21 protein-coding genes and 2 pseudogenes are annotated in these 23,008 nt (G+C 68.8%); 15 read left to right on the top strand and 8 right to left on the bottom strand.

The window, feature by feature from the left end:
• Window positions 1-907 precede the first annotated feature (907 nt).
• From OG225_RS22490 to OG225_RS22480, 3 genes and pseudogenes are all read right to left on the bottom strand, one after another.
• Window positions 908-1,426, bottom strand: a pseudogene (locus tag OG225_RS22490) (shikimate kinase); the annotation flags it as partial.
• A complete protein-coding gene (aroC, locus tag OG225_RS22485) occupies window positions 1,423-2,631 on the bottom strand; it encodes a chorismate synthase (protein ID WP_405177131.1) in 1,209 nt (402 codons plus the stop codon). The pseudogene OG225_RS22490 and the gene aroC, both read right to left, overlap by 4 nt.
• A 135-nt stretch (window positions 2,632-2,766) precedes the next feature.
• Window positions 2,767-3,198 (bottom strand): prepilin peptidase, encoded by a 432-nt coding sequence (locus tag OG225_RS22480; RefSeq protein WP_405177130.1) that lies wholly within the window; start codon window positions 3,196-3,198, stop codon window positions 2,767-2,769.
• 225 nt (window positions 3,199-3,423) lie between these two features.
• Here OG225_RS22480 and OG225_RS22475 point away from each other — a divergent pair, with 225 nt between their 5' ends.
• The 8 genes from OG225_RS22475 (at window position 3,424) to OG225_RS22440 (ending at window position 9,394) form a co-directional block, all read left to right on the top strand.
• The gene (locus tag OG225_RS22475) at window positions 3,424-4,548 is read left to right on the top strand and encodes a M24 family metallopeptidase (protein ID WP_405177129.1); all 1,125 of its coding nucleotides are present in this window, start codon (window positions 3,424-3,426) and stop codon (window positions 4,546-4,548) included.
• Between the two features lie 65 nt (window positions 4,549-4,613).
• Window positions 4,614-5,177, top strand: coding sequence for an elongation factor P (gene efp, locus OG225_RS22470; RefSeq protein ID WP_405177128.1), 564 nt, complete (start codon window positions 4,614-4,616; stop codon window positions 5,175-5,177).
• 33 nt (window positions 5,178-5,210) lie between these two features.
• Entirely contained in the window at window positions 5,211-5,720 is a 510-nt protein-coding gene (nusB, locus tag OG225_RS22465; protein ID WP_216911720.1) for a transcription antitermination factor NusB, read from the top strand.
• A complete protein-coding gene (locus OG225_RS22460; RefSeq protein WP_405177127.1) occupies window positions 5,717-5,983 on the top strand; it encodes a YciI family protein in 267 nt (88 codons plus the stop codon). The genes nusB and OG225_RS22460 overlap by 4 nt, the downstream gene beginning before the upstream one ends.
• Window positions 5,984-6,295: 312 nt before the next feature.
• Entirely contained in the window at window positions 6,296-6,868 is a 573-nt protein-coding gene (locus tag OG225_RS22455) for a DUF4334 domain-containing protein (RefSeq protein WP_405177126.1), read from the top strand.
• Window positions 6,869-6,959: 91 nt separating this feature from the next.
• Complete coding sequence (locus OG225_RS22450; protein WP_405177125.1) at window positions 6,960-7,850, top strand: hypothetical protein; 891 nt, start codon at window positions 6,960-6,962, stop codon at window positions 7,848-7,850.
• The gene (locus tag OG225_RS22445; RefSeq protein WP_405177124.1) at window positions 7,851-8,540 is read left to right on the top strand and encodes a hypothetical protein; all 690 of its coding nucleotides are present in this window, start codon (window positions 7,851-7,853) and stop codon (window positions 8,538-8,540) included. It begins immediately after the preceding gene.
• Complete coding sequence (locus OG225_RS22440; RefSeq protein ID WP_405177123.1) at window positions 8,519-9,394, top strand: inositol monophosphatase family protein; 876 nt, start codon at window positions 8,519-8,521, stop codon at window positions 9,392-9,394. Before OG225_RS22445 ends, OG225_RS22440 begins: the two co-directional genes overlap by 22 nt.
• 16 nt (window positions 9,395-9,410) lie before the next feature.
• Here the strand turns inward: OG225_RS22440 and OG225_RS22435 are convergent, their stop codons facing one another.
• Window positions 9,411-10,586, bottom strand: coding sequence for an SLC13 family permease (locus OG225_RS22435; protein ID WP_405177122.1), 1,176 nt, complete (start codon window positions 10,584-10,586; stop codon window positions 9,411-9,413).
• A gap of 195 nt (window positions 10,587-10,781) precedes the next feature.
• On the opposite strand from OG225_RS22435, the gene OG225_RS22430 reads away from it, so the two are divergent.
• Entirely contained in the window at window positions 10,782-16,514 is a 5,733-nt protein-coding gene (locus OG225_RS22430; RefSeq protein WP_405177121.1) for a TIR domain-containing protein, read from the top strand.
• A 10-nt stretch (window positions 16,515-16,524) separates the two neighbouring features.
• Here the strand turns inward: OG225_RS22430 and OG225_RS22425 are convergent, their stop codons facing one another.
• Together OG225_RS22425 and OG225_RS22420 are read right to left on the bottom strand one after the other, a co-directional pair.
• Complete coding sequence (locus tag OG225_RS22425) at window positions 16,525-16,620, bottom strand: hypothetical protein (RefSeq protein WP_405177120.1); 96 nt, start codon at window positions 16,618-16,620, stop codon at window positions 16,525-16,527.
• Complete coding sequence (locus OG225_RS22420) at window positions 16,584-17,096, bottom strand: alcohol dehydrogenase catalytic domain-containing protein (protein WP_405183336.1); 513 nt, start codon at window positions 17,094-17,096, stop codon at window positions 16,584-16,586. Before OG225_RS22420 ends, OG225_RS22425 begins: the two co-directional genes overlap by 37 nt.
• On the opposite strand from OG225_RS22420, the gene OG225_RS22415 reads away from it, so the two are divergent.
• Window positions 17,002-17,229 carry a hypothetical protein gene (locus tag OG225_RS22415; RefSeq protein ID WP_405183523.1) on the top strand — a complete coding sequence of 76 codons (228 nt, stop codon included), beginning with the start codon at window positions 17,002-17,004 and terminating at the stop codon, window positions 17,227-17,229. The genes OG225_RS22420 and OG225_RS22415 overlap by 95 nt on opposite strands.
• Window positions 17,230-17,298: 69 nt before the next feature.
• Window positions 17,299-17,874: a TetR/AcrR family transcriptional regulator gene (locus OG225_RS22410; RefSeq protein WP_405177119.1), complete on the top strand. Its 576-nt coding sequence runs from the start codon at window positions 17,299-17,301 to the stop codon at window positions 17,872-17,874.
• A 9-nt stretch (window positions 17,875-17,883) separates the two neighbouring features.
• Here the strand turns inward: OG225_RS22410 and OG225_RS22405 are convergent, their stop codons facing one another.
• Window positions 17,884-18,597 carry an HD domain-containing protein gene (locus OG225_RS22405; protein WP_405177118.1) on the bottom strand — a complete coding sequence of 238 codons (714 nt, stop codon included), beginning with the start codon at window positions 18,595-18,597 and terminating at the stop codon, window positions 17,884-17,886.
• A gap of 144 nt (window positions 18,598-18,741) precedes the next feature.
• Between OG225_RS22405 and OG225_RS22400 the strand changes: the two genes are divergently transcribed.
• Window positions 18,742-19,656, top strand: a complete 915-nt coding sequence (locus OG225_RS22400; protein WP_405177117.1) for a hypothetical protein — start codon at window positions 18,742-18,744, stop codon at window positions 19,654-19,656.
• A gap of 19 nt (window positions 19,657-19,675) precedes the next feature.
• Here the strand turns inward: OG225_RS22400 and OG225_RS22395 are convergent, their stop codons facing one another.
• Window positions 19,676-20,302 (bottom strand): alpha-ketoglutarate-dependent dioxygenase AlkB, encoded by a 627-nt coding sequence (locus tag OG225_RS22395; RefSeq protein ID WP_405177116.1) that lies wholly within the window; start codon window positions 20,300-20,302, stop codon window positions 19,676-19,678.
• 245 nt (window positions 20,303-20,547) lie between these two features.
• Here OG225_RS22395 and OG225_RS22390 point away from each other — a divergent pair.
• From OG225_RS22390 to OG225_RS22380, 3 genes and pseudogenes are all read left to right on the top strand, one after another.
• A pseudogene (locus OG225_RS22390) lies at window positions 20,548-21,257 on the top strand (SAM-dependent methyltransferase).
• A 157-nt stretch (window positions 21,258-21,414) separates the two neighbouring features.
• Window positions 21,415-22,050 carry a bifunctional pyr operon transcriptional regulator/uracil phosphoribosyltransferase PyrR gene (gene pyrR, locus OG225_RS22385; protein ID WP_254189998.1) on the top strand — a complete coding sequence of 212 codons (636 nt, stop codon included), beginning with the start codon at window positions 21,415-21,417 and terminating at the stop codon, window positions 22,048-22,050.
• Window positions 22,047-23,006 (top strand): aspartate carbamoyltransferase catalytic subunit, encoded by a 960-nt coding sequence (locus tag OG225_RS22380; RefSeq protein ID WP_405177115.1) that lies wholly within the window; start codon window positions 22,047-22,049, stop codon window positions 23,004-23,006. The genes pyrR and OG225_RS22380 overlap by 4 nt, the downstream gene beginning before the upstream one ends.
• The last annotated feature ends 2 nt before the right edge of the window (window positions 23,007-23,008 follow it).

Below are 23,008 nucleotides of genomic sequence, written 5' to 3'. Positions count from 1 at the left end.
ATCGCGCGTCGATCCGCGGTGCTCATGTGCGCTGCTCCGATTCTGTGCCCGCCGACTGTTTCTCGGCCCGGCCGCGACCGCGCGGGGCACGCCTGCGACGTGAACGCCCGGACTGACGCTCTCCGGTGGTCGGCTTGGCGTCTGCCGCGCGATCCCGGCCGTCCGACTCGGTGAGCGCGCCGGTATCGGGCACGGCACCGGCGGTGCGGCGGGTCACCTTCGACACCACCGTGCTCGTCGACGGACTGCCCGACAGCCCGGCCGAGGTGACCCGGCGTGCGGACCCCGAGTCGGGAGTCTCCGCACCGTCCGGGTCCACTACCTGGCTCGGGGCGCCCGCCGCGCGCTGCGCTCGACGCGGTCGACGCGGTCGACGTCTGGTCCCCGAAGTCCCGGCGTCGGCGATCCCGTCGGGTGGCGGACCGGAATATCTGTCGACGCCCGCCTCCGTCGCGTCTCGTCGTGCGGTCCGGGTGGTCTGCGCATCGCCGTGGGTGGCGCCCTGGTCCAGTCCGGCCTGCGTGCCGCCGTGCGCCGCGTCGACCTTTCGGCCGACCCGAGTGTCACCGCGTGTGGTGTCGCCCGTCCTGCCGATCTGCTCGGCACCGAGCACGGTGTCGGCGTTACCCGCGGTCGCACGGTGGTTGTTCGCCGTATGGGTGGCGGATTCGCCGCGTGTGCCGTTGTTCGGGGTGCGACGACCCCGGGCGCGCCGTGAGCGCTGCCTCGGGGCGGGATCGCCGGTGCGATCGGGCGTCGGCTCGGTGGTTTCGGTGGTTTTGTGCTTGGCCGCGGCCCGGGCACGGGCTCGACGGCGGGTGCGCGACCGCCTACCGGTCGGAGCGGGCGCGGCTTCGACGGCGGTATCCGGCTCGGGATCGGCACTCGGCGCGACGGATTCCATGCCGAGTTTGTCCAGGATCATGCGGACGACCCGGCCCGGACTGCGTCCGTCGGTGCGCACGCGGACGGTCGCCACCTCGCGGTAGAGGGGGCGGCGTTCACGCATCAGCTTGCGGTATTTCACGCCGGGGTCGGCGCCGTTGAGCAGTGGGCGCTGGTTGCTCGCCCCGGTGCGGCGCAAGCCCTCGGCGATGCTGATCTCGAGGTAGACCACGGTGCGGTCGCGCAGCAGCGCCCTGGTGTTGTCCGACAGCACCGCACCGCCGCCGAGGGAGACCACTCCGCGTTCGCCGAGAACGGCCCGGCGAACGACCCGTTCCTCGATCCTGCGGAATTCGGGCTCGCCGTCGACGGCGAAGATGTCGGGGATGGTCCGTCCGGTCTCGCGCTCGATCCCCGCGTCGGTGTCGTACAGCTCGACCCCGAGTTCCCTGGCGAGTTTGCGGCCGATCGTCGATTTTCCGGCGCCGGGCGGTCCGACCAGCACCACGCGAGGGGTGCGTGGGTCGGTCTGCACGATCATTGCGACCGACTGTCCGCGGGAATGTGGGGTCGGGTGCTCACCCGCTTGATGTAGCTGTGGATGTTGTCGACGGTCTCGGTGAGCGAATCGCCGCCGAATTTCTCCAGCGCCACCTGGGCGACGACGAGCGCGACCATCGTCTCGGCCACCACGCCCGCGGCGGGCACCGCGCACACATCGGAGCGCTGGTGGATGGCGACGGCTTCCTCGCCGGTGGTCATGTCCACGGTCGAGAGCGCGCGCGGGACCGTGGAGATCGGCTTCATGGCGGCACGCACGCGCAGCGCCTCACCGTTGGTCATGCCGCCCTCGAGGCCGCCGGCCCGGTTGGTGGATCGAAGTACGCCGTCGGGGCCGGGCCGCATCTCGTCGTGGGCCTGGCTGCCGCGGCGGCGGGCGGTCTCGAAACCGTCGCCGACCTCGACGCCCTTGATGGCCTGGATACCCATGAGGGCCGCGGCGAGACGGGAATCCAGACGGTCGGCGCCGCTGATGAACGAGCCGAGGCCGACCGGAAGGCCTTCCACGATCACCTCGACGACACCGCCGAGGGTGTCGCCGTCCTTCTTCGCCGCCTCGATCTCGGCGATCATCGCCGCCTCGGCGTCCTTGTCGAACGCGCGCACGGGGCTCTCGTCGACGGTGGCGAGGTCGGCGCCGGTCGGGGTGATGCCGGTGGTGTTGGCGGCGGTGCCGATCGAGACGACGTGCGAGACGACCTCGACCCCGAACGCCTGGCGCAGGAAGTTGCGGGCGACGGTACCGGCGGCGACCCTGGCCGCGGTCTCGCGCGCGCTGGCCCGCTCGAGCACATTGCGGGCGTCGTCGAAGTTGTACTTGAGCATGCCGGAGTAATCGGCGTGGCCGGGGCGCGGCCTGGTCAGCGGCGCGTTGCGTGCCAGGTCGGCCAGGATCGCCGGATCGACCGGATCGGCGGACATGACGGTGGTCCACTTCGGCCATTCGGAGTTGGCGATCTCGATGGCGACGGGGCCGCCCATGGTGCGTCCGTGCCGGACACCGCCGACCATGGTGACCTTGTCGGCCTCGAATTTCATCCGGGCGCCACGCCCGTACCCGAGCCGGCGGCGGGCCAGTTGCGCGGAGATATCGTCCGACGTCACCTCGACACCGGCGACCATCCCCTCCAGGATGGTGACGAGGGCGGGACCGTGAGATTCTCCAGCAGTTATCCAGCGCAGCACGCTCTATATCCTTCCATGTCGGACCCCGCGTGGGTGCATCCGGTCTTTGGTGATCGAGGGCACGTCGATGGTGGCGCGCTCTGTTCTTTCATCGTCGTCGCGGGGTGCGCGCGCAACCCCGCGACCCGCCGGATCTCACGGCGCCGTCGCGATCAGCGCGACCAGGGTCGCCAGGCCCATCGACGGTCCGTGAGGCATGCCATGATCCACTCGCCGCGATGCCAGTACGGCCACCCCGGCCGCCGCCGTCAGCACGGGCGCGCCGACGGCCGCCCACACCCACGCCTGCGCACCGCCCAACGCGCTCGCCGCCCCCAGCCCGACCGCGAGTTTGACATCACCGGCCCCCAGCGCGGCGGGGGCGAGGAGATGGATCGCCAGGTACAGCGCGGCGAGTAGCAGCCCGCCGGTGACCGCGACGGTGAATCGTGTTGTGCCCAGGGCGTATCCGAGGATCGCCGCGGCACCGGCGGCGGTCAGCGTATTCGGCAGCCTGCGATGACGCAGATCGAACCAACCGAGAACCGCGCACCATGCGGTGAGTGTCGCGAGCGCCGTGGGTTCCATGACCATCAGCTTCGTCCGAAATATGACCGCCGTCCGGCGTGATTCGCGGAATGTGGATGGATTCGCCACATGTGGATATGTGATGTTCCGCTCCAAGGTAATTCGGCTCTCACGTGGACGTCGTGCGGAATCCACGTGCCGGGGCGGTAGCGCGGCGACCACGGATTCGGCAGACGTCCGGACCGTGGGGGGCCGAGCGGGCCCGCGTCGCGGTAGCTTGGACCCATGTCTGCTGATCGCGCCGGCCGTTGGCCCGACTACGCCGCGCGCCGGAGCGCGCTGCGCAGTCTGTTGGTGGAGAACGAGCTCGACGCCCTGCTGGTCACCGATCTGGTGAACATCAGGTACCTGACCGGATTCACCGGATCCAACGCCACGCTGCTCGTGCATTCCTGGGATATGCGCAATGCCGAGGATCGCACCGTCATCGGCACCGACGGTCGATATCACAGCCAGATCGCCGAACAGGTACCCGATCTGCGCGCCGAGATCGCGCGCGCCACCGCGCGCCGGATCGTCGCGCTGGCGGGGGAGTGGCAGATGGGTCGGATCGGCTACGAGAGCCACGTCGTCACCGTCGACGAGCATCGAGGTTTCGTCGAACAGGGCACCGGGCTGGAATTCGTCGCGGCTCCCGGTCTGGTCGAACAGTTGCGCACGGTCAAGGACGACTACGAGGTCGAGCAGTTGCGCGCGGCCTGCGCGGCCGGTGACGCGGGTCTGGCGACGCTGCTCGAACGCGGCGGTCTGCGGCCGGGCCGCACCGAGCGGCAGGTGGCGCGCGACCTCGAATGGGCGATGTTCGAACACGGCGCCGAGGCGATCTCCTTCGAGACCATCGTGGCCGCCGGCGTCAATTCCGCCGTTCCGCACCACCGGCCCACCGACGCGGTGCTCGCGTCGGGCGATTTCGTGAAACTCGATTTCGGCGCCGTGATCGGCGGCTACCACTCCGATATGACCCGCACCCTGGTACTCGGCGAGGCGTCGGACTGGCAGCGCGAGATCTACGCCCTGGTCGAGGAGTCGCAGCGGGCCGGGCGCAAGGCGCTGCACCCCGGTGTGAAGGCCGCCGACGTCGACGCCGCGGCCCGCGCGGTGATCGAAGCCGCGGGTCACGGGGCGCTGTTCGTGCACGGTCTCGGGCACGGCGTCGGATTGCGGATCCACGAAGCGCCGGGAATCGCGAAAACCGGAACCGCTACACTTCTCTCTGGCGTGGCGGTGACCGTCGAACCTGGTGTGTACTTTCCCGGCCGCGGCGGGGTCCGGATCGAGGACACGCTCGTGGTGCGCGAAGGGGGCCCGGAGTTGCTCACCCACACCAGCAAAGACCTGACCGTCGTCTGACGACGGTCGCGCGAGACAACAGTGTTTACGACAACGAAGTTTACGAACTAGGAGATCCGAGGACAGTGGCGGACACCAGCGACTTCAAGAACGGCCTAGTGCTGAAAATCGATGGTCAGCTTCAGCAGATCACCGAGTTCCAGCACGTCAAGCCGGGTAAAGGGCCCGCCTTCGTGCGGACCAAGCTGAAGAACGTCGTGTCCGGCAAGGTCGTCGACAAGACCTTCAACGCGGGTGTCAAGGTGGAGACGGCCACCGTCGACCGCCGCGACATGACCTACCTGTACCACGACGGCACCGACTACATATTCATGGACGGCGAGACCTTCGACCAGCTGTCGATCGCCGAGGGCACCATCGGCGCGGGCGCCCGCTTCCTGCTGGAGAACATGGCGGTCCAGGTCGCCGTGCACGAGGGCGCGCCGCTGTTCGTGGAACTCCCGGTCTCCATCGAGCTCATCGTGCAGCACACCGATATCGGCTTGCAGGGCGACCGCTCCACCGGCGGCACCAAGCCCGCGACCCTGGAGACCGGCGCCGAGGTGCAGGTCCCGCTGTTCATCAACACCGGTGACAAGCTGCGCATCGATTCGCGCGACGGCAGCTACCTCGGCCGGGTCAATGCCTGATCGCCGGTTCGGCGCGCGGGGATAATGGTGACTGTGGCGGAACAGCCGGTAGACAAGAAGTCCAACTTCAAGAAGCTCGGCGCCCGGCATAAGGCCAGGCGTCGCGCGGTGGACCTGCTCTTCGAGGCAGAGGCGAGGGATGTCGACGTGGCCGACCTGCTCTCCGAGCGGGTCGACCTGGCGACGCACGACCAGTCGGTCGCGCCCGTGCACGCCTACACCCACACCCTGGTCGAGGGCGTCGCCGACGATCTGGATCGGGTGGACGGCACCATCGAGTCCTACCTACAGGACTGGGCGCTGTCGCGGCTGCCCGCCGTCGATCGCGCGATCCTGCGTATCGCGGTGTGGGAGTTGTTCCACGCCAACGATGTTCCGCCGGTTGTCGCGGTGGACGAGGCGGTGGAACTGGCCAAGGAACTGTCCACCGACGACTCGCCGTCCTTCGTCAACGGTGTGCTCGGCCAGGTCGTGCTGGTCGCTCCCCAGGTGCGCGCGGCCGCCGCCGCGACGCGGGCACCGCGGCCCGGCACCGACGCATGACCAAAAAATACCTGGTCATGGCTATGCGGACGCCGAATTTCGACGCCGCGACGATCGAACCCCACCGACGATTCCTCGACGCGTTGCTCGAGCGTGGTCAGTTGCGGGAGAGCGGTAAGTTCACCGACGGCAGCGGCGGCGCGTACGTGATCCTGGCCGAGAGCCTCGATGCCGCGCGCGAGATCGCCTTCACCGATCCGGTGCACACGAGCGGTTCCTCGGAACTGACCGTCTACGAATGGGAGATCGCCGTTTCGGCGTGAGTTCCCGCACCCCCGAAACAGCGACAGCCGCACCTCCGATGAGGGTGCGGCTGTCGCTGTTTCTGGGGTGACCGAGGCTCCCGCCGGTGGGTGTACGGAGCCCGGCGGGAGCCGACCGGGACCATCGGCGTGGTGTTCCCGGAGCGGTGTGCGCTCGAACCAGCGAGCACGGATTCGATCCTCGTTCCTCGAGCGGACTCGAGGTCAAGCGGTGTGGCGCAGCGCACGGCGGCTGCCCCGACCTGGTGGGACACCGGCAGTGAGAGATAGCTACAGTTGTTCTCGCAATAGTGCTGGGTGAGGAGAGCTGGGATGACATCGAATACTGTCCGGTCGGCGACCGAGGAACTGGCGCGGTTGCAGGCCGACGGGTGCACGCCCGAGCAGGCGTGGGCACTGTTCGATCGGCTGCCGGTGGCGGCGGTCGACGAGATCGTGACCGGGCGCTGGCAGGGTTCGGAGATCCAGACGGGCCATCCGTTCGACGGCGTACTCGGCGCGTCCGGCTGGTACGGCAAACAGTTCGACGACGCGCATTCCGTCCACCCGCTGCTGTTCTCCGACACCGACGGCAAGATCTTCGCGGTCGATCCGCGCCGGGTGCCGCTCTCGCTCACCGGAAAAGTACCGCTTCCCGGCGTGCGCGCCATCCGGAAATCGTTGCGTTACACCGGAATCGCCCTGCGGACCCAGCGCTACACGGCCCGCCTGCGTGCCGTCGAATACCGCGGCGTCCTCAGCGCGGCGATGGTCTACGACCACCTGCCCATCATCGACCACTTCCGCCGGGTCGACGCCGACACCCTGTTCGGCGTGATGGATATGCGCGGCATGACCGAACCGTACTTCTTCGTCCTGCGTACCCCTTCGGGCCTGCCCGCCTGATAGAAGTCCTGCCGCACAGTACTTCTCGGCTATCGCGTTCGCCTCCCGGTCCTTGCGCCTATCCTGGTGTCGAGACTGGGGAGGGCGGTGCATGGCTCGTCTGTTGGGCTGGATGCGGAACAATATCGACGGCGTCGTCGCGTTGGTGCTCGCGCTGACCGTCGGTGTGCTCGCGGTATTGGACCTCATCGACGTCGATTCGGTGAACGCGGTCGTACTGCTCGTGCTCGGACTGCTGGCCACCACGTTGCTGCGCGACCGGCACCTGTCGGCGCAGGCGGTTCGCGACGCGTCCTCGGTGCGGCTGCTGTACGGCCCGGAGATCGGGCACGCGCACACGCTGGCCCGCCGCGATACCGAACACTGGATCTTCAAGGGCGGCACCGGAACCTACATCCGCGCGGTGACGCTGCGCGCCTGCGTGGAGAACGCCAGGCGCGAGCAGCGTCCGCTGCGGATGCAGGTGGAGATCCTCGATCCGAGCAACGAGCCGCTGTGCAAGACCTACGCGGAGTTCCGTTCCTCGCTGGCGCCGGAAGCCGACCGCACCGGTGAGCGCTGGACCACCGAGCGCACTCGCAAGGAGGCCTACGCGACAGTCCTCGCGGCCTGCTGGTACCGGCAGCGGTTCACCTTTCTCACCATCGACGTCGGCCTGTCGTCGGTGATGACGACCTTCCGCTGGGATCTGTCCTCGAGCTGCGTGATCGTCACCCAGGACAATCCGAATACGCCCGCGTTGATGTTCGAACGCGACAAGCCCTACTACCGGGATCTGAGCAGGGAACTGGTCGCCAGCTTCAAACAGACCCGCCAGGTGCCGCTCGGCCGCGGCCAGGAACAGCAACTGGCCGACGAACCGACCGTCGACCAGGCCCGCGCGCTGTTCGACGGGCTCGGGCTCGGCCTACCGGCCTCGTTCACCGACCGTGATGTCGCCGATATCGTGCGGCGCGCGCTACAGCCGAGGAATCCGTACTAAGTGGACGACTACACCCGCCTGCGCACGCTGATGACCTCCGGCGTCGCGCGGCCGGGTGTGTACGACTGGGTCCGCGGCTATCTGGCGGGTGTGGTCGCGGGCGAGACGAAGCCCGTCGCGGTGCGACATCCCCTCGGCTTCCTGTGCTTTCCCGCGTGGCGCGGCGGCGTTCTCGGCATCTGCGTGCACGTCTGGCTCGAGGGAGCGTGCGCGCGTCCGACGACTTCGGCCATGCACGCGCACAGCTGGGATCTGCTCAGCCTGGTGCTCTACGGCACGGTCGCGAACGAGATCATCGAGGTCACCGAACCGCCCGCGACGCCGACGCATCGCGTCTTCGAGATCCACAGCGAGGCGGGCGGTGATCTGGTCCGCGCGACACCGTGTTCGGTGGCGCATCGCGTCCGCTCGCGGGAGGTGTTCGGACCCGGCGAGATCTACACGCTGCCGCGCGGGGTCTTCCACGTCACCGACGTCGACGGACCGGCCGCCACGGTCGTTCTGGGCGAATATCGCCCCGGTTGTCCCGATCGCTCGCTGGGAGCGCCGGATACCGAGGATCATTGGGTGCGACGCATTCCCTGCGCCGCGCAGGAAGCCGTCCGGGCGGCGCAACTCGTCCTGGACCGGATGGCGGACCTGGCGGCTCCGCGAGAGCTGGAGGAACGATGCGATCGGGCGACGTCATGAATCAGGTGCTGGAAGCCGCCGTGCTGGAGACCGCCGCGAAGGTGGCGGTCGGCGCGGCGGTCGCGGCGGGCGCGGCGATCCGCTCCGGTCTGGAGGGCGCGGTCGCCGTGCGGGCCAAGGGCACCGCGGGCGATCTCGTCACCGACCTCGATCTACGGGCCGAGGACATCATCCTGGGCCGGTTGCGTCGCGCGTTCCCGGATCATCACATCCTCGCCGAGGAATCGGGGCTGCTCGATGGAGCCGACAGCGCGTGGTGCTGGATCGTCGACCCGCTCGACGGCACCAACAACATCGCGGTCGGCCTTCCGGTGTACTCGATCGGAATCGCGCTGTGCCATCTGGGGACACCGGTACTCGGCGTCGTGCACGAGCCGACCACCGGGTACACGTGGTCGGCCCTGCGCGATCGCGGCGCCACCGGTCCGCGCGGCAGACTCGCGCCCGCGCGGCCGCCGCGCGCCGACGCGGGACCGATTCTGGCCTGGTTGCAGGGATATCCGGTGGCACGGACCGACCCGGTCGCGCGGGCATTGAGGCTCACCCTGGAGGCCAACGCGCGCCGGGTGATCCAGCTCTGGTCGCCGCTGCTGTGCTGGATGATGGTGAGCCGCGGCGATATCGACGGATTCGTCGGCTACCGCGCGGGATTGGTCGATCTACCCGCGGGCAGCATCATCGCCCGCGAAGCCGGTGTCAGGATCACCGATTGGGCGGGTGCCCCGCTCGACGACCGGATCGATCCGGACGGCGGTGAGATCGATTTCCTGGCGGGCAGTGCGGAGATCGTGGGGGAGCTGGCGACGCTGGTGAAATCGGCGGACGGTGTGACGGTCACGGGTCTGCCGGATTGAGACCGGCGCTCGGTGCTCACCCGAGAACGAGCAGCGCGGCGACGGCGCCCGTCGTCGCGAGTACGGCCAGGATCGCCCCGGTGACGACGAACCGCGTCATCGGGACGCGGACACCGTGGGTTCGGCAGAATTCCAGGCACAGCAGGGTGGCCAGCGATGCCCACGGCGTGATGATCGGACCGACGTTGGTGCCGATCAGCAGGGCCAGCAGCTGATCTCGGTTCTCCACCGGTACCACCGCCTCACCGGCGGTGTAGGCGGGCAGGTTGTTGGCGATATTGGAGAGCGCGGCGCCCGCGCCGGCCGCGCGGTAGGCGCCTTCCGCCCCGGGGTCCGAGCCGATCAGGGCGTGCATCAGATCCGACAGACCGAACCGGCTCAGCGTCGGCACCACCAGGAAGAGGCCGACCACGAAGACCAGCAACTGCCACGGGATCAGCGACCATCGCAGCGCCGAGCGATCGAAGATCGCGAACGCGCCGACGGCGATCACCGCGGCGAGGGTGGCCGCGATCTCGATGCGGTCACCGAGTATCGGAATGGCCAGAATGAACAGCGCGCAGGCCAGCGCCGTGGTGTAGAACAGCGCACGTTGCCGGGAGTTCTCGGGACGCACCGGCTCGGGGGGCACGTAGCGATCGGCGTCGCGGCGCCCGCGCCGCCAATAGAAGAGCCAGAGACAGAGCATGGTCGCCACCATCGAGACCAGTTGCGGCGCCCACATGGTCGCCGCGAATTCGGTGGCGTCGAGCGCGACCCGGTCGGCGGCGAGCAGATTCGTGAGATTGGAGACCGGCAGCAGCAGGCTCGCCGTATTCGCCAGCCACAGTGTCGTCATCGCCAACGGCAGCGGCGCGATGCGGGCGGGCACGGCGAGCGCGAGCATGACGGGGGTGAGCAGGACCGCGGTGGTGTCGAGATTCAGCAGCGCGGTCGTCGCCGAGGCGAACAGCACGCACAACCCGAACAGCGCGGGATAGTTGCCGCGCCCCAGGATCGCGAGCCGATGCGCGATCACATCGAATACCTTTGCCTGCCTGGTCAATTCCGCCAGGACGATCACGCTGCCGAGGAACAGCAGCAGCGGTCCGATGCGCCGCATATTGTCGGCCGCCTCCGCGCGCGGAAGTAGTCCGGTGGCGACACAGAACAGTCCGACCAGCAGCAGTCCGACCCGGACCCGATCGAGCACGCTGAGTCTCGCCCACCGCGACGGCGGCGGTGAACTCGGTCGATCCGACGGGCTCGACGGTGGGTGCGACGCGGCTGAGCCGACCTGTTCGGGCACCACTGCATGATCGCAATCCCGCCGCCGGTACCGGAATTCAGGGCGGTCGGTTCGACCGGGACCGCGGGCGGGCGCATCGGGCCGGGGCATACTGGGGGCGTGATACAGCGGGGCGGGCTGCCGAGGGAATTCTTCATCAGTTATTCGCCCGCGGACGAGCGTTGGGCGACCTGGATCGCCTGGCAATTGGAAACCGCGGGTCACCGAACACTGATCCAGGCATGGGATTTCGTGCCGGGCACCAATTTCATCGATTTCATGGATCGCGGAGTCCGTGAGTCGGCGGTGGTCATCGCGGTGCTGTCGGACAACTATGTCGGGTCGCGATACGGAACCATGGAGTGGCAGGCGGCCTTTCGGACCGATCCGGGGAAACTGCTGCCGGTCCGGATCGCCGAATGCACGCTCGAAGGACTGCTCGCCACGATCACCTACCTCGATCTCGTCGGCGTGCGCGCCGCCGAGGACGCGCGACGGGTCCTGCTGGAACGGATCGGGCATCTGTTGGCCGGACGGGCCAAACCGCTGCGGGAACCGCACTACCCCTACGACACCGCGCCGCTGGACCGGATCGCCGTCGAGGACGACGGCGGCACCATCGAATCACCGATGACCAGACGCACCCCGGTCGCCGCGCCCGGTTTCCCCGGCGCGGGCGACCGGTCCCGCGACGGCCACGAGGGCGTTTCGGTGCTGCACGTGGCCGGACCGCGTTTCGGCCGTGGCCTGTTCGGCCGTGACGAACCCGCGACCGCGCGGGAATCGCAGGCGCGGCTGTGGGCCGATGTCACCTACCTGGTCGATCAGGGCGCGCCCAGACCCGATCTCATCGTGGTGAGCGGCGATCTGACCGAATCCGGTCGCCCGCGCGAGGTCGACGAGGCACTGACGTTCCTGACCGGCCTGCGGGTGCTGCTCGGTCTCGAACCGGACCGGCTCGTCGTCGTGCCGGGCAACCACGATGTGTCGAAGGCTGCCTGTCACGCGTATTTCCTCGGCTGTGAGGCCCGCGACCGGCGGCCGCAGCCGCCGTACTTTCCCAAACTGGAGCAATACGCTCGCCTGTTCGGTGAGCTGTACCAAGGTCTGGACCACCTGGTGTTCGACGTCGGCCAGCCGTGGACGCTGTTCCCGATCCCCGAATTGCGGGTGGTGGTAGCGGGTTTGAACTCCACGATGGCGGCGACCCATCGCGCCGACGACGACTACGGGTCACTCGGCGAACCACAGACCGCGTGGTTCGCCGAGCGGCTGCGATCCTTCGAGGCATCGGGCTGGCTGCGGCTCGGTGTGGTGCGCCACGATCCGGTGCCGGGACCGGCCGCCGGGCCGCGCGACCCCGCCCTGCTACAGGACGTGGCCACGCTCTCACGACTGCTGGGCAACAGATTGCACCTGCTCATCCACGGCCCCGGTCCCGGTGGCAGGCATCTGGACCTGCTGGACGGCAGGCTTCCCGTGCTGCCCGCCGACGCACCGGGGCGCGCCGAGATCATCCACATCACCGCCGAGGGGCTGGCCCGCTACAGCGGCAACGACGCCCGTCCCGGTGAGCCGGGCGCGCGGCTCGAGCGAGCCTGGTCGAGTTCGGCCGCCGCTCTGATGGCCGCCGCGGACCTCGAATCGGTCGCTCCGGAGATCGGGACTGCGGTGCCGCCCGCGGAGATACCCGCGATCGTCGGCCCGCACGGCCGACTGCTGGAGCGGGTCGCCGAAGTCTGCGAAACCCGCTATCCGGGAGCACGAGTCCGGCGCGTGGAAACGGATCCGCCGCATCTTTTCGTCACCCATCAGGCCGACGAGGTCGTCGCGCAGTGGCGCATCGGCGTGCACGTCGGCGAGGTGACCAGGCACGTGGTGGAGGAATTCCTCGGTCACGACCCGGAATACGGTTCCGAACTCGTCTACCGCGGTGCGGCGCCCGCGCGTTCCCTGCGTGAGGAAGCCGCCAGTCACGGCCTGCGGGTGCGCAGTTTCGTCGAGTTCCAGGGACTGCTCGATCTGGAGGACTATCTCGCGCGACAGGCCGTCCGGCTGCGCAACGACCGCCGCTATCCACCGGAAATGTATGTGCCGCAGCGTTTCCGTATGCTCGACCACGGTGATCAGCTGATCCGTGACGACCTCGTCGGCGAACTGATGAGTCTGGTCGCCGCCGACCACGGCCGCTTCGTGCTGCTCCTGGGCGATTTCGGACGCGGGAAGACGTTCGCGCTGCGCGAGGTCGCCCGCCGCATCACCGAGACCATGCCCGCGCTGATCCCGATCCTCATCGAATTGCGCACCCTGGATAAAACCCATTCGGTCGACGGGCTCGTCGCCGCGCATCTGGCCGATCACGGCGAGGACCGGATCGACCTGAAATCCCTGCGGTACATGCTGCGGGAGGGTCGGGTGGTGCTGCTGTTCGACGGCTTCGACGAACTCGTCACCCGCATCAGCTACGAATTCGCCGCCGAACATCTGGAAACCCTGCTCCAGGCGGCGGTCGGCAAGGCCAAGATCATCGTCGCCAGCCGCACCCAGCATTTCGAATCGCGCGCCCAGGTGCTGTCCGCGCTCGGCGAGCGGGTCGGACTGTTACAGGACCGGCGCATCATCGGCATCGAGGATTTCGCCCCGGCGCAGATCCGGGCCTATCTGGCCAACCGCTACGACGGGGACGCGGGCCGGGCCGACGGCAGGATGCGCCTGATCACCGGGATCGAGGACCTGCTCGGATTGGCGCAGAACCCGCGCATGCTCGGTTTCATCGCGGATCTGGACGATCGCAGACTCCGTGCGGCGGCCAGCGCCGAACAGGCGGTCGGACCGGCCGGACTCTATCGGGAGATCCTGGAATCCTGGCTGTCCTACGAGGCCGACCGGGTCGCCTCCGTGACGGGCGGACTGCCCGGCCTGCGCGTGCACGAACTGTGGCTCGCCGTGACCGCGTTCGCCGTGCGCAGTTGGGAATTCGGCGAACCGTACCTGCATCTGTCCGAATTGACCGATGTCGCAAGGGAACTCGTCGAACTCATCGGCCCGCAGTCGATGTCGGTGCCCCAATCCGCCCACGCGATCGGCTCCGGCAGCCTTCTGGTGCGCACCGAGGACAATCTGTTCGGATTCATCCACCTGTCGGTCATGGAATGGCTGGTGGCCAACCATATCGCCGAGCAGTTCGCCGCCGGGGTGCCCGCGCCGCCGCAACTGGACAGGGCACAGCTGTCGCAGCTGTCCATCGATTTCCTGTGCGACCTCGCCGACCTCCGGATGGCGCGCGCCTGGGCCGAGGCGGTGCTGGCGGATTCGGCCGCCGACGATCATTCCCGCACCAACGCCCTGCGAATGACCACCCGGTTGCGCACCGCCCCGACCGCCGATCTGCGCGACGCCGCGCTGGCCGGTGAGGACCTGTCCTATCGCGACCTGCGCGGCGTCGACCTCAGCGGCGCGGACCTGACCGGGGCCCGGCTGGTCGGTACGAATCTGTCGCGCGCGATCCTGCGCGGTACGCGGCTGGTCGCGGCGCGGCTGGACGAGGCGCTGCTCACCGGGGCCGATCTGACCGACGCCGATCTGACCCGAGCGCGGCTGGCCCGCACGGATCTCACCGGATCCCGTGCGGCAGGCAGTACCTGGCAGCGGGCAGCGCTGCTCGACGTCATCGGGAGACCGGCGGGTACCGAACTACGCGGCGCGGCCCAGGTGCCGGGCGCGCCCGCGCGGACCGAATTCGCGCCCGCCGCCGTCGGTGTCCGGCACGGGTTCGACGCCAGGCACGGCCGGCTGCCGCAGCCGATCGCCTACAGCCCGGACGGCGGCACCTTCGCCAACGGCAGCGACGACGGCGGTGTCCTCATCTGCGACAGCGAGACCGGTCGTCCGCTGCGCACCTTGCAGACCCACCGGGCCCGCACCTTCGCCGTCGCCTACACCGATTCGGTTCTGATCACCGGGTCCGGAGACGGAACCGTCGGCATCTGGGATGCCGACACCGGCGAGTTGCGCAGCATTCTGCAAGGTCACCGCGCTTGGCCGTGGCCGGTGCTGCTGAGCGGGCCGGGTGATCTGCTCGCCACCGGCGACGCCGAGGGTGTCTTGCGCCTGTGGTCGCTGCCGGACGGCGAATTGCGCCACACCTGCCGACCCGCGGACGGCCGGGAACTGATCTACAGCATGGATTCCCACGGCGGGCGCGTCGCCGCCTCCTACCGCGACGGCACCGTGCGGCTGTGGGACACCGAGACCGGCGCCGAGACCGGAAAGTTCACCGGGGCAGCGGGTTCGGTGTTCCGCGTCGCCTTCAGCCCCGGCGGTGACCTGCTCGCGGTGGGCGGCGTCGACGGGACGGTCGCGATCTGGGATCCGGCGACACTGCGCCCGATCCGCACCCTGCCCGGTCACACCGGGCGGGTGTACACGCTCGCCTTCCACCCCACCGAACCGGTGCTCGCCAGCGGGGATACCGACGGGGGACTGCGCCTGTGGAACACCGTCACGGGCGACGCGCTGCACACCGCCACCGAACACACCGCCGCCATCTACTGGCTCGCGTTCTCCCCGTCCGGTGATGTCCTCGCCTCGGGCGACAGCACGGGCCTGGTATGCCTGCGCGACGGCGCGACCGCCAGGGCCGGACATCGGCTCTCGGCCCACACCGGATCGGTGTGGCCGTTCGTCTTCCGCCCGGACGGCGCGCAACTTGCCGTCACCGACGACCAATTCACCACCCGGCTCTGGGATCCGGTGACCGGGACCTGCAAGCACACCCTGACCGGGCACGGCAGACAGGTCACCTCGGTGAGTTTCAACGCCGACGGCACACTGCTGGCCGGGTGCGGCAACGACGGTGTGGTGCGGCTGTGGGATCCGGCGACCGGCCGCCTGACGCGTCGGCTGATCGGCAGCGAGGACCGGCTGTTCACCTTCGAATCCGCGCTGTTCAACGCCGCCGCCCCGCAGCAGCTCGGCACCGTCGGCAACGACGGCAGACTCAGCCTGTTCAACCTGGGCACCGGTCTCTACGACCGGCACATCACCGTCGAATCGGCCCCGGTCTGGGCCTTCGCGTTCGACCCGACCGGGGAATTCCTCGCCACCGCCAACGACGACGACACCGTCGTCATCTGGGTGCGCACCACCGGCGCGCTGCACACGGTGTGCGCCGAACATCGCGGCCGGGTCCGGTCGATCGCCTTCGACGCCGGGGGCACGTTGATGGCGACCGGCTGCGACGATTCGGTGATCCGGATCTGGGATGTGCGGTCGGGGCGGCTCGTGCGGAGCCTGCACGGTCACCGCGACCGGGTGTACGCGGTGGTGATCCACGGCGATCGACTGGCGGGCGTCTCCTGGGACGGGACCGCCCGCATCTGGGATATCGGCACCGGCGCACTGCTGCACGAGTTGACCCGGCACACCGGCCGACTCTGGGCAGCCGCGGTCGACCCGGCGACCGGGACCCTCGCGACCGGCGGCGACGATCTCGTCGTGCGCCTGTGGGATATCGCCACCGGCCGCCACCTGCACACCCTCGAAGGACATAAGCGCCGCGTATGGTCGCTGTCGTTCAGCCCCGCCGGTCGGCAACTGGCCAGCGGGGGTGACGACGGCAATGTCATCGTCTGGGCGATGGGAGAACAACCCGTCGAGCGCGCGGAGATCAAGGCGATACTGCTCGGACTGCCCGAAGGCTGGGCCGCCTTGGCTCCCGACGGGCGATACAAGTTCGAAGGCAATATCGCGGGCCAGTTCTGGCACGTGATCGGCATGTCGCGCTTCGATATCGGCGAACTGGACCCGTACGTGCCGCAAGTACGGCGCCTGGCTTCCGACGACCCGTTCTGAGATCGGGCATTCACGTACTCGCGGAATCGGGACGAAGCACGATCTTGCCCAGCGGGGTTCGTCCCTCGATCAGCCGATGCGCCTCGTCGGCGCGTTCCAGCGGCAATACGGATTCGACCAGGGGATCGATATCGCCGCTCGCGGCGAGTTCCAGCGCCCTCGTGCGGTTGGCGGCGACGATCGCGAGCCAGTGCGGTCCGGCGCAGCCGACGAAGGTGAGTCCGCGGGTGATGAGGTCGGCGGCAGAGACCCGGGCCGGTGCGCCGGAGAGGAAGCCGTAGCCGAGCATGCGGCCGCGTCCAGCAGGGTGATCGCCACCGAACCGCTCATCAGCACCGCCGCGGCCTCGGTCGCCGACAGGCTCTGGGGAATCGGGGTCGCGGAAACCGCGGGTGCGCACACATATTCGGCGTACGCGCCGAAACCGGTGGTGGCTACGGCGACCCGCTGACCGATGAGGTCGGTGTCGACGTCCGGACCGGTATCGGTGACGACGCCCACCGCTTGGAAGCCGAAGATCTGCGGCGGCTCGGCGGCCAGCGGGAACGTGCCGGACCGCAGCGCGATCTCGGGGTACAGCACCGGAATCGCCTCCGTCCTGATCGTCAGTTCACCCGCGCCGGGACGCGGTGTCGGCATCTCGCGCGGCACCAGTACCTCGGGGCCGCCCGTACGTGTCATTACGATTGCCCGCATCGAGAACTCCATAAGTTGACTGATGGTCCAGATCGAAACCGAACGATATGGACCGTCGGTCAACTTGTCAATGCGGGAAGTGGGTGAGATGGCCGTGGACCGTCCGAGGGAACGCGCCGACGCCACACGAAATCGGCGCGCGATACTCGACGCGACCAGGGCTCTACTGGCCGAGCACGGGGGCGAGGCGATCACCATGGATCGGGTGGCCGCCGCCGCCGGGGTCGGGAAGGGGACCATCTTCCACCGGTTCGGCAGCCGGGCGGGGCTGCTGCACGAACTCGTCGCCGAACCCGCGCTCGCGCTGATGAACGCGGTGAAGGATGGTCCGCCGCCGCTGGGCCCCGGGGCCGCCGCCGAGGATCGATTGCTCGCCTATTTCGGCGCGATGACCGAACTCATCGTCGGCAATCTCGAACTCATGGTCGCCTACCGGTCGGAACCGCCCCATCCGCAGAGCGAGGAGTTCCACGCGTTCTGGGCCGCGCACATCACCGCGTTGCTGCGTGAGGCCAGGCCGGATATCGACGCCGAGGTCGTCGGCGCGCTACTGCTCGCCCCGCTCGGCGGAGAACTGGCCGCGCGCATGGTGCGCGCGGGCGAGGCGGACCGGCTGCGCGCGGGTGTCCTGGCGCTGGTCGAGGCGGTACTGCGACAGCCGTGAAGCCGGGGTTCAGTCGCTGTCGAGGATCGCCTCGAAGCGTTCGTCCGCGCGATCCAACTGGTCGAGGATGAGCTGTTTGACGTGATCGGCCAGCGGTGTGTCCGGCCGGTTGACCAGTTCACGGTAGATATCGGGCAGCGGTTGGTACTTGGTGGCCAGCCGTTCCATCGCCGGACCGGTCGCGTAGAGAATTCCGACGCCGTTATCGGTGAAATCGGAGAATTTCACGATCCGCGCCCACGGTGCTCGATCGAGTTCGGCCGCGATATGTTCGCGATATTGTTCGTGCTTGTCCCGATCCGGGTCCGGGGTCGGATTCGTCACGGCCGCGACGATATCGGCGACACGTGTTCCGAAACGTTCGGCGAGCACCGCCAGCGCGGCGGACTTCGGTTCGCCCGGTTGTTCGTCCGCCAATTCCCGCGGGTGGTCCTCGACCGAATCGTGCAGCAGGCCCGCCACGACCAGATCGGTGTCGCGGACCTCGTAGTGGCTGATGATCCGAATCGCCACCCGCAGTAGATGACTCAGATACGGCTCGCGGCCGTAGCGATCGTCGCGATGCAGGTCGGCGGCCAGTTCCAGGGCGTCGACGACCCGATCGGCGTCCGGAAGTTCCGCGATTTCGAGTAGAAGTCGTTCCCGAAGCCCCGCTTCGCCGTAGACCTCGCTGATCGTATGCAGCGGCATCACGGCCAAGACCCCCGCCCCTGGATTGCTCATAAGGCCAATCTATCCGGGTACACGCCCGCGCGCTGTGCGGCGGGACACCCCGGCCACCGCCGGTCGGCGACGGAAAATGCGTTGCCGAACCGAGTTCATCCGTGGTGTCCTGTCCTTCACAGCGAGCCGAAACGGAGGATTATCGTGGCCGCGCAACAGGAACGGCCGCGTCACGGTTCGGCCGATAACGACATACTGAAATTGCACCGTCGCACGATGGTGCTCGACGGCCGTGTGTTCACGGTTCTCACACTGCGTCCCGGTGACGATTTCCGCTTCGCCACCAATCGCTACCACGACACCTGGCACGTGCTGTCGGACTGGCGCGGCGCGCGGGTGTCCGCGCGGTTGCTGTGGGGACTGTCCTACCAGCGTCGGCCCGGCACGCTGGTCGTGATCGATCCGGCGCATCTGGATCCGAACCCGTTCGACGCGGCACCGTCCGATCCGATCGTTCTCGTGCCGTCCGGTCTCACCGTATTCACCGCGGCCTCCGCAGCCGCGTTGCGCGCCCGGTTGCCGTTGCGCGACCGCTCGCAGGGCACGGTTCGCTGGCAGACTTTCGGGCTGAAACCCGCGCTCGCGCGGCGGCGAGAGCGGGATTCACGTGAATCCGGCACTACCGCATCGCATTACGTGGCGAAGCCGGTCGGCTGGACTCGGATCGACCGGGTCGGTGGCACTCTCGCGATCTACGGCGGGCCCGAACAGTTGCGAGAGTGGGCGATCGATCTCGAGCGGCTCGGCGAATACGCCCACGACGGCATGGACTACCTGTACCTGGACTACCCGGAAGTCGACGGGGAGGTCCAGATCTTCCGGCAGTATCGCAGGAAGGTGAGTATCGCCCGCCAGGCGCGGGCGGAGATCACCGTGCGGTTGCGGGAGGCTGGCTCGGGGGCCGACACGGCGGTGCGTCACGGTCGGCGTCGGCGCACCCGCGACGGTGGCGGCGGGCCCGTTATCGCGCCCGCCGATTTCGACCACGCGATCCACGCCCACACGGTCACTGTTGGCCGCCGCCGAAGTCCGACCCCGGCCCGCACAGCGGACGACTGATTCCGAGGTGCGCCCGAGGTCAGCGCACGCCGCGCGGACGGAACTGGATGCTGATCCGGGGGCCGGTCGGTCTGCGTGATTTCGGGACCGCGTGTTCCCAGGTCCGCTGACACGATCCGCCCATCACCAGCAGATCTCCGTGGCCCACGTGGTACCGGATGCTCGCGCCGCCCCCGCGCGGACGCAACAGCAGTGCCCGCGCGGCGCCCACCGACAGGATCGCGACCATGGTGTCGTCGGTCGCGCCCCGGCCGACGGTGTCGCCGTGCCAGGCAACGCTGTCGTGTCCGTCGCGGTAGTAGCACAGCCCGGACGTGCGGAACGGTTCGCCGAGTTCATCGCGATAGTGCGCGCTCAACGCCGTGCGCGCCCGGTCCAACGCCGGATCGGGGAGCGGGTCGCTCTCGTCGTAGAAGCGCGTCAATCGCGGCACATCAACTACCCGGTCGTACATCGGCCTGCGCTCCGACTGCCACGGCACCCCGGCCGCGAGCCGTTCGAACAGTTCATCCGCCCCGGTCATCCAACCCGGCAGCACATCGACCCACGCGCCCGCACCGAGCGTCGTCCGTCGAATTCCCTCCAGCGAACCGATCTCGATCTCACCGAATCCGTCGAGCAGTGAACCCTGTAGTGGCGTCGGCATGGCGTCGAATGTACGCCCGATCGAACGTATGTGCTAGCGGAATTCGGACTGGGGTGTCGCGGACGTACCGGTCCCCGCGGTGGACGGGAACTACCGGTCGATGATGTCGAGTGCGATCCGGGTGGCGGCGGATCGCCGTATCGAATCAAGGATTTCGCCGGCACGTCCCGGCCCCTTCGGCGAAAATGGCCGACTGGGCGACAAGCTGACCGGGAGGGAGAGCCGTGGCCGAGGATCAGGTGCCGATGGCGGGGGTGGCGATGACGGCTGTCGGGGTCGCGGTCATCCGGGCGACGGAATCCGAACGCGCCGACCGCCTCTACGACGATCCGCTGGCGCGAGATTTCGTCGCCGCCGCGCGACTCGGCTTCGAGAGCGCCGAGGAGGGGCGGGAGCGGTGGGCGCGGGATTGGACACCCGCGCCTACCGGATGGAGCTGCCCGCGCGGGTGCGGGTGTTCGAAATCGACCTGCCGGAACTGTTCGCCTTCAAGGAACCGATTCTCGCGGCGGCGGGCGCGACCGCGACCTGTGCGCGACACGTCGTCGCCGCCGATCTCCGCGCGGACTGGGTGTCGGCGTTGAGCGCCTCTGGCTACCGCGCCGATCGGCCAGCGCACTGGGTCGACGAGGGGGTGCTCGACTACCTCCCGCACGCCGACGCGCTGCGCCTTGCCGAGCGGATGACCGAAATATCCGCCCCGGCGAGCAGTTTCGCCCTCGGACGGTTCGATGTGGCGCCCCAGCGCGAGCGTTACGCCGAACTCGGGCGGTTGGTGGGAGCGACGGCTTCCGCCGATCGGCGTGGGCTCGGATCGGAAGGCGAACGATGGCTGGCCGAACGCGGCTGGCGCACGCGCTTTCATCCCTGGGACGATCTCGTCGAGTCGTTCGGCAGACCGGAAATGGCAGGCGGGTCGGGGGCCGGTCTCGTGCGGGCGGTGCGCCCGTTGTAGTGCTCGGTGTCGACCGCGTGGCAGAGCTCACAGGCCGCGCGTGGCCGGGCTCACAGGGGGATACCGCTGGTAGGAGGGCGCTGTTCGGCGCTGTTAGGCTGCTAGCCGTAAGACATCCTTTAACGGACCGTCCGGTGAGGCGGGGAAGGAGGTCGGCATGGCTGTGCCCGGAGATCGGGTCGCCAAGTCCGGCGGTGCCGAGGTATCGCAGCGGCACGCACCCGAGTGGGTGGAGGCGGGGCGCGAGCTGTTGTCGGCATCCGATGTGAGCCGGACCATCGCGCGGATCGCGCACCAGATCATCGAGAAGACCGCGCTCGACTCGGGGGAGACCGGCGCCGCGCGCGTGGTGCTGATCGGTATTCCGACCCGAGGCACCACCCTGGCCGCGCGGCTGACCGAGAAGATCGAGGAATTCTCCGGGGTCAGGCCCGCGCTGGGATCACTCGACATCACCCTCTACCGCGACGACCTGCGCAGCCGTCCGCACCGTCCGCTGGAACGCACCTCCGTTCCCGACGGCGGTATCGAGGACGCGCTCGTCGTCCTGGTCGACGACGTGCTCTTCTCCGGCCGCACCGTGCGCTCCGCGCTGGACGGACTCCGGGATCTCGGCCGCCCGCGCGCGGTCCAACTCGCGGTGCTGATCGACCGGGGACATCGCGAACTTCCGATCCGCGCCGATTTCGTCGGGAAGAACGTGCCGACCTCGCGGTCGGAGGACATCGCGGTACTGCTCACCGAACACGACGGCCGCGACGGTGTCTACCTGCGCCAGGAGGAGGCACAGTGAGGCATCTGCTGACCGTCGCCGATCTGGATCGCGACGCCGCCACCGAAATGCTGGACGAGGCGGAACGATTCGAGCAGGCGCTGCTCGGCCGCGAAGTGCACAAACTTCCGACACTGCGCGGACGCACCGTGATGACGGTCTTCTACGAGAACTCGACCCGCACCCGCGTCTCCTTCGAGGTCGCGGGCAAGTGGATGAGCGCCGACGTCATCAATGTCAGCGCGAGCAGTTCGTCGGTGTCCAAGGGCGAATCGCTGCGCGACACCGCGCTGACCCTGCACGCCGCGGGCGCCGACGCGCTCATCGTCCGCCATCCCGCCTCCGGCGCGGCGCATCAGATCGCGCGCTGGATGGACAGCTGGACGGCGGCCGGGCGCGGAACCTCTCCCGCCGTCATCAACGCCGGTGACGGCACGCACGAACATCCGACCCAGGCCCTGCTCGACGCGCTCACCCTGCGTCAGCGCCTCGGCGATATCGAGGGCAAACGGGTCGTCATCGTCGGCGACATCCTGCACAGCCGGGTCGCGCGCTCGAATGTCTTCCTGCTCGCCACCCTCGGCGCGGAGGTGGTGCTCGTCGCGCCGCGCACGCTGCTCCCGGTCGGTGTCGAGGCATGGCCCGCGCGGATCTCGCACGCGCTCGACGCCGAATTGGCGGGCGCCGACGCGGTGCTCATGCTCCGGGTGCAGGCCGAGCGGATGAACGGCGGTTTCTTCCCGTCGGCGCGCGAGTACGCGGTGACCTACGGACTGTCCGAGCGCAGGCTCGGACTGCTCGACGAGCACGCGGTCGTGCTGCACCCCGGCCCGATGCTGCGCGGTATGGAAATCGCGTCGGCCGTGGCGGATTCGCCGAAGGCCGCGATCCTGCAACAGGTGACCAACGGCGTGCACATGCGGATGGCGGTGCTGTTCCGGCTGCTGGTCGGCACCCAGGAGGCGGTCGCGGTATGAGC

Origin of the sequence: Nocardia sp. NBC_01377, assembly GCF_045040005.1 — a bacterium.
Classification (GTDB): Bacteria; Actinomycetota; Actinomycetes; order Mycobacteriales; family Mycobacteriaceae; genus Nocardia; species Nocardia noduli.
Note: the sequence above shows the minus strand (reverse complement) of the source record. Positions and strands in the feature narration are given on the sequence as shown.

Bases quoted from the DNA above. Each gene is read 5' to 3' on its own strand.
- OG225_RS22480 (WP_405177130.1), bottom strand. From the start codon at position 3,198: ATGGAACCCACGGCGCTCGCGACACTCACCGCATGGTGCGCGGTTCTC.
- OG225_RS22475 (WP_405177129.1), top strand. From the start codon at position 3,424: ATGTCTGCTGATCGCGCCGGCCGTTGGCCCGACTACGCCGCGCGCCGG.
- OG225_RS22460 (WP_405177127.1), top strand. From the start codon at position 5,717: ATGACCAAAAAATACCTGGTCATGGCTATGCGGACGCCGAATTTCGAC.
- OG225_RS22455 (WP_405177126.1), top strand. From the start codon at position 6,296: ATGACATCGAATACTGTCCGGTCGGCGACCGAGGAACTGGCGCGGTTG.
- OG225_RS22450 (WP_405177125.1), top strand. From the start codon at position 6,960: ATGGCTCGTCTGTTGGGCTGGATGCGGAACAATATCGACGGCGTCGTC.
- OG225_RS22440 (WP_405177123.1), top strand. From the start codon at position 8,519: ATGCGATCGGGCGACGTCATGAATCAGGTGCTGGAAGCCGCCGTGCTG.
- OG225_RS22410 (WP_405177119.1), top strand. From the start codon at position 17,299: ATGGCCGTGGACCGTCCGAGGGAACGCGCCGACGCCACACGAAATCGG.
- OG225_RS22405 (WP_405177118.1), bottom strand. From the start codon at position 18,597: ATGAGCAATCCAGGGGCGGGGGTCTTGGCCGTGATGCCGCTGCATACG.
- OG225_RS22395 (WP_405177116.1), bottom strand. From the start codon at position 20,302: ATGCCGACGCCACTACAGGGTTCACTGCTCGACGGATTCGGTGAGATC.
- pyrR (WP_254189998.1), top strand. From the start codon at position 21,415: ATGGCTGTGCCCGGAGATCGGGTCGCCAAGTCCGGCGGTGCCGAGGTA.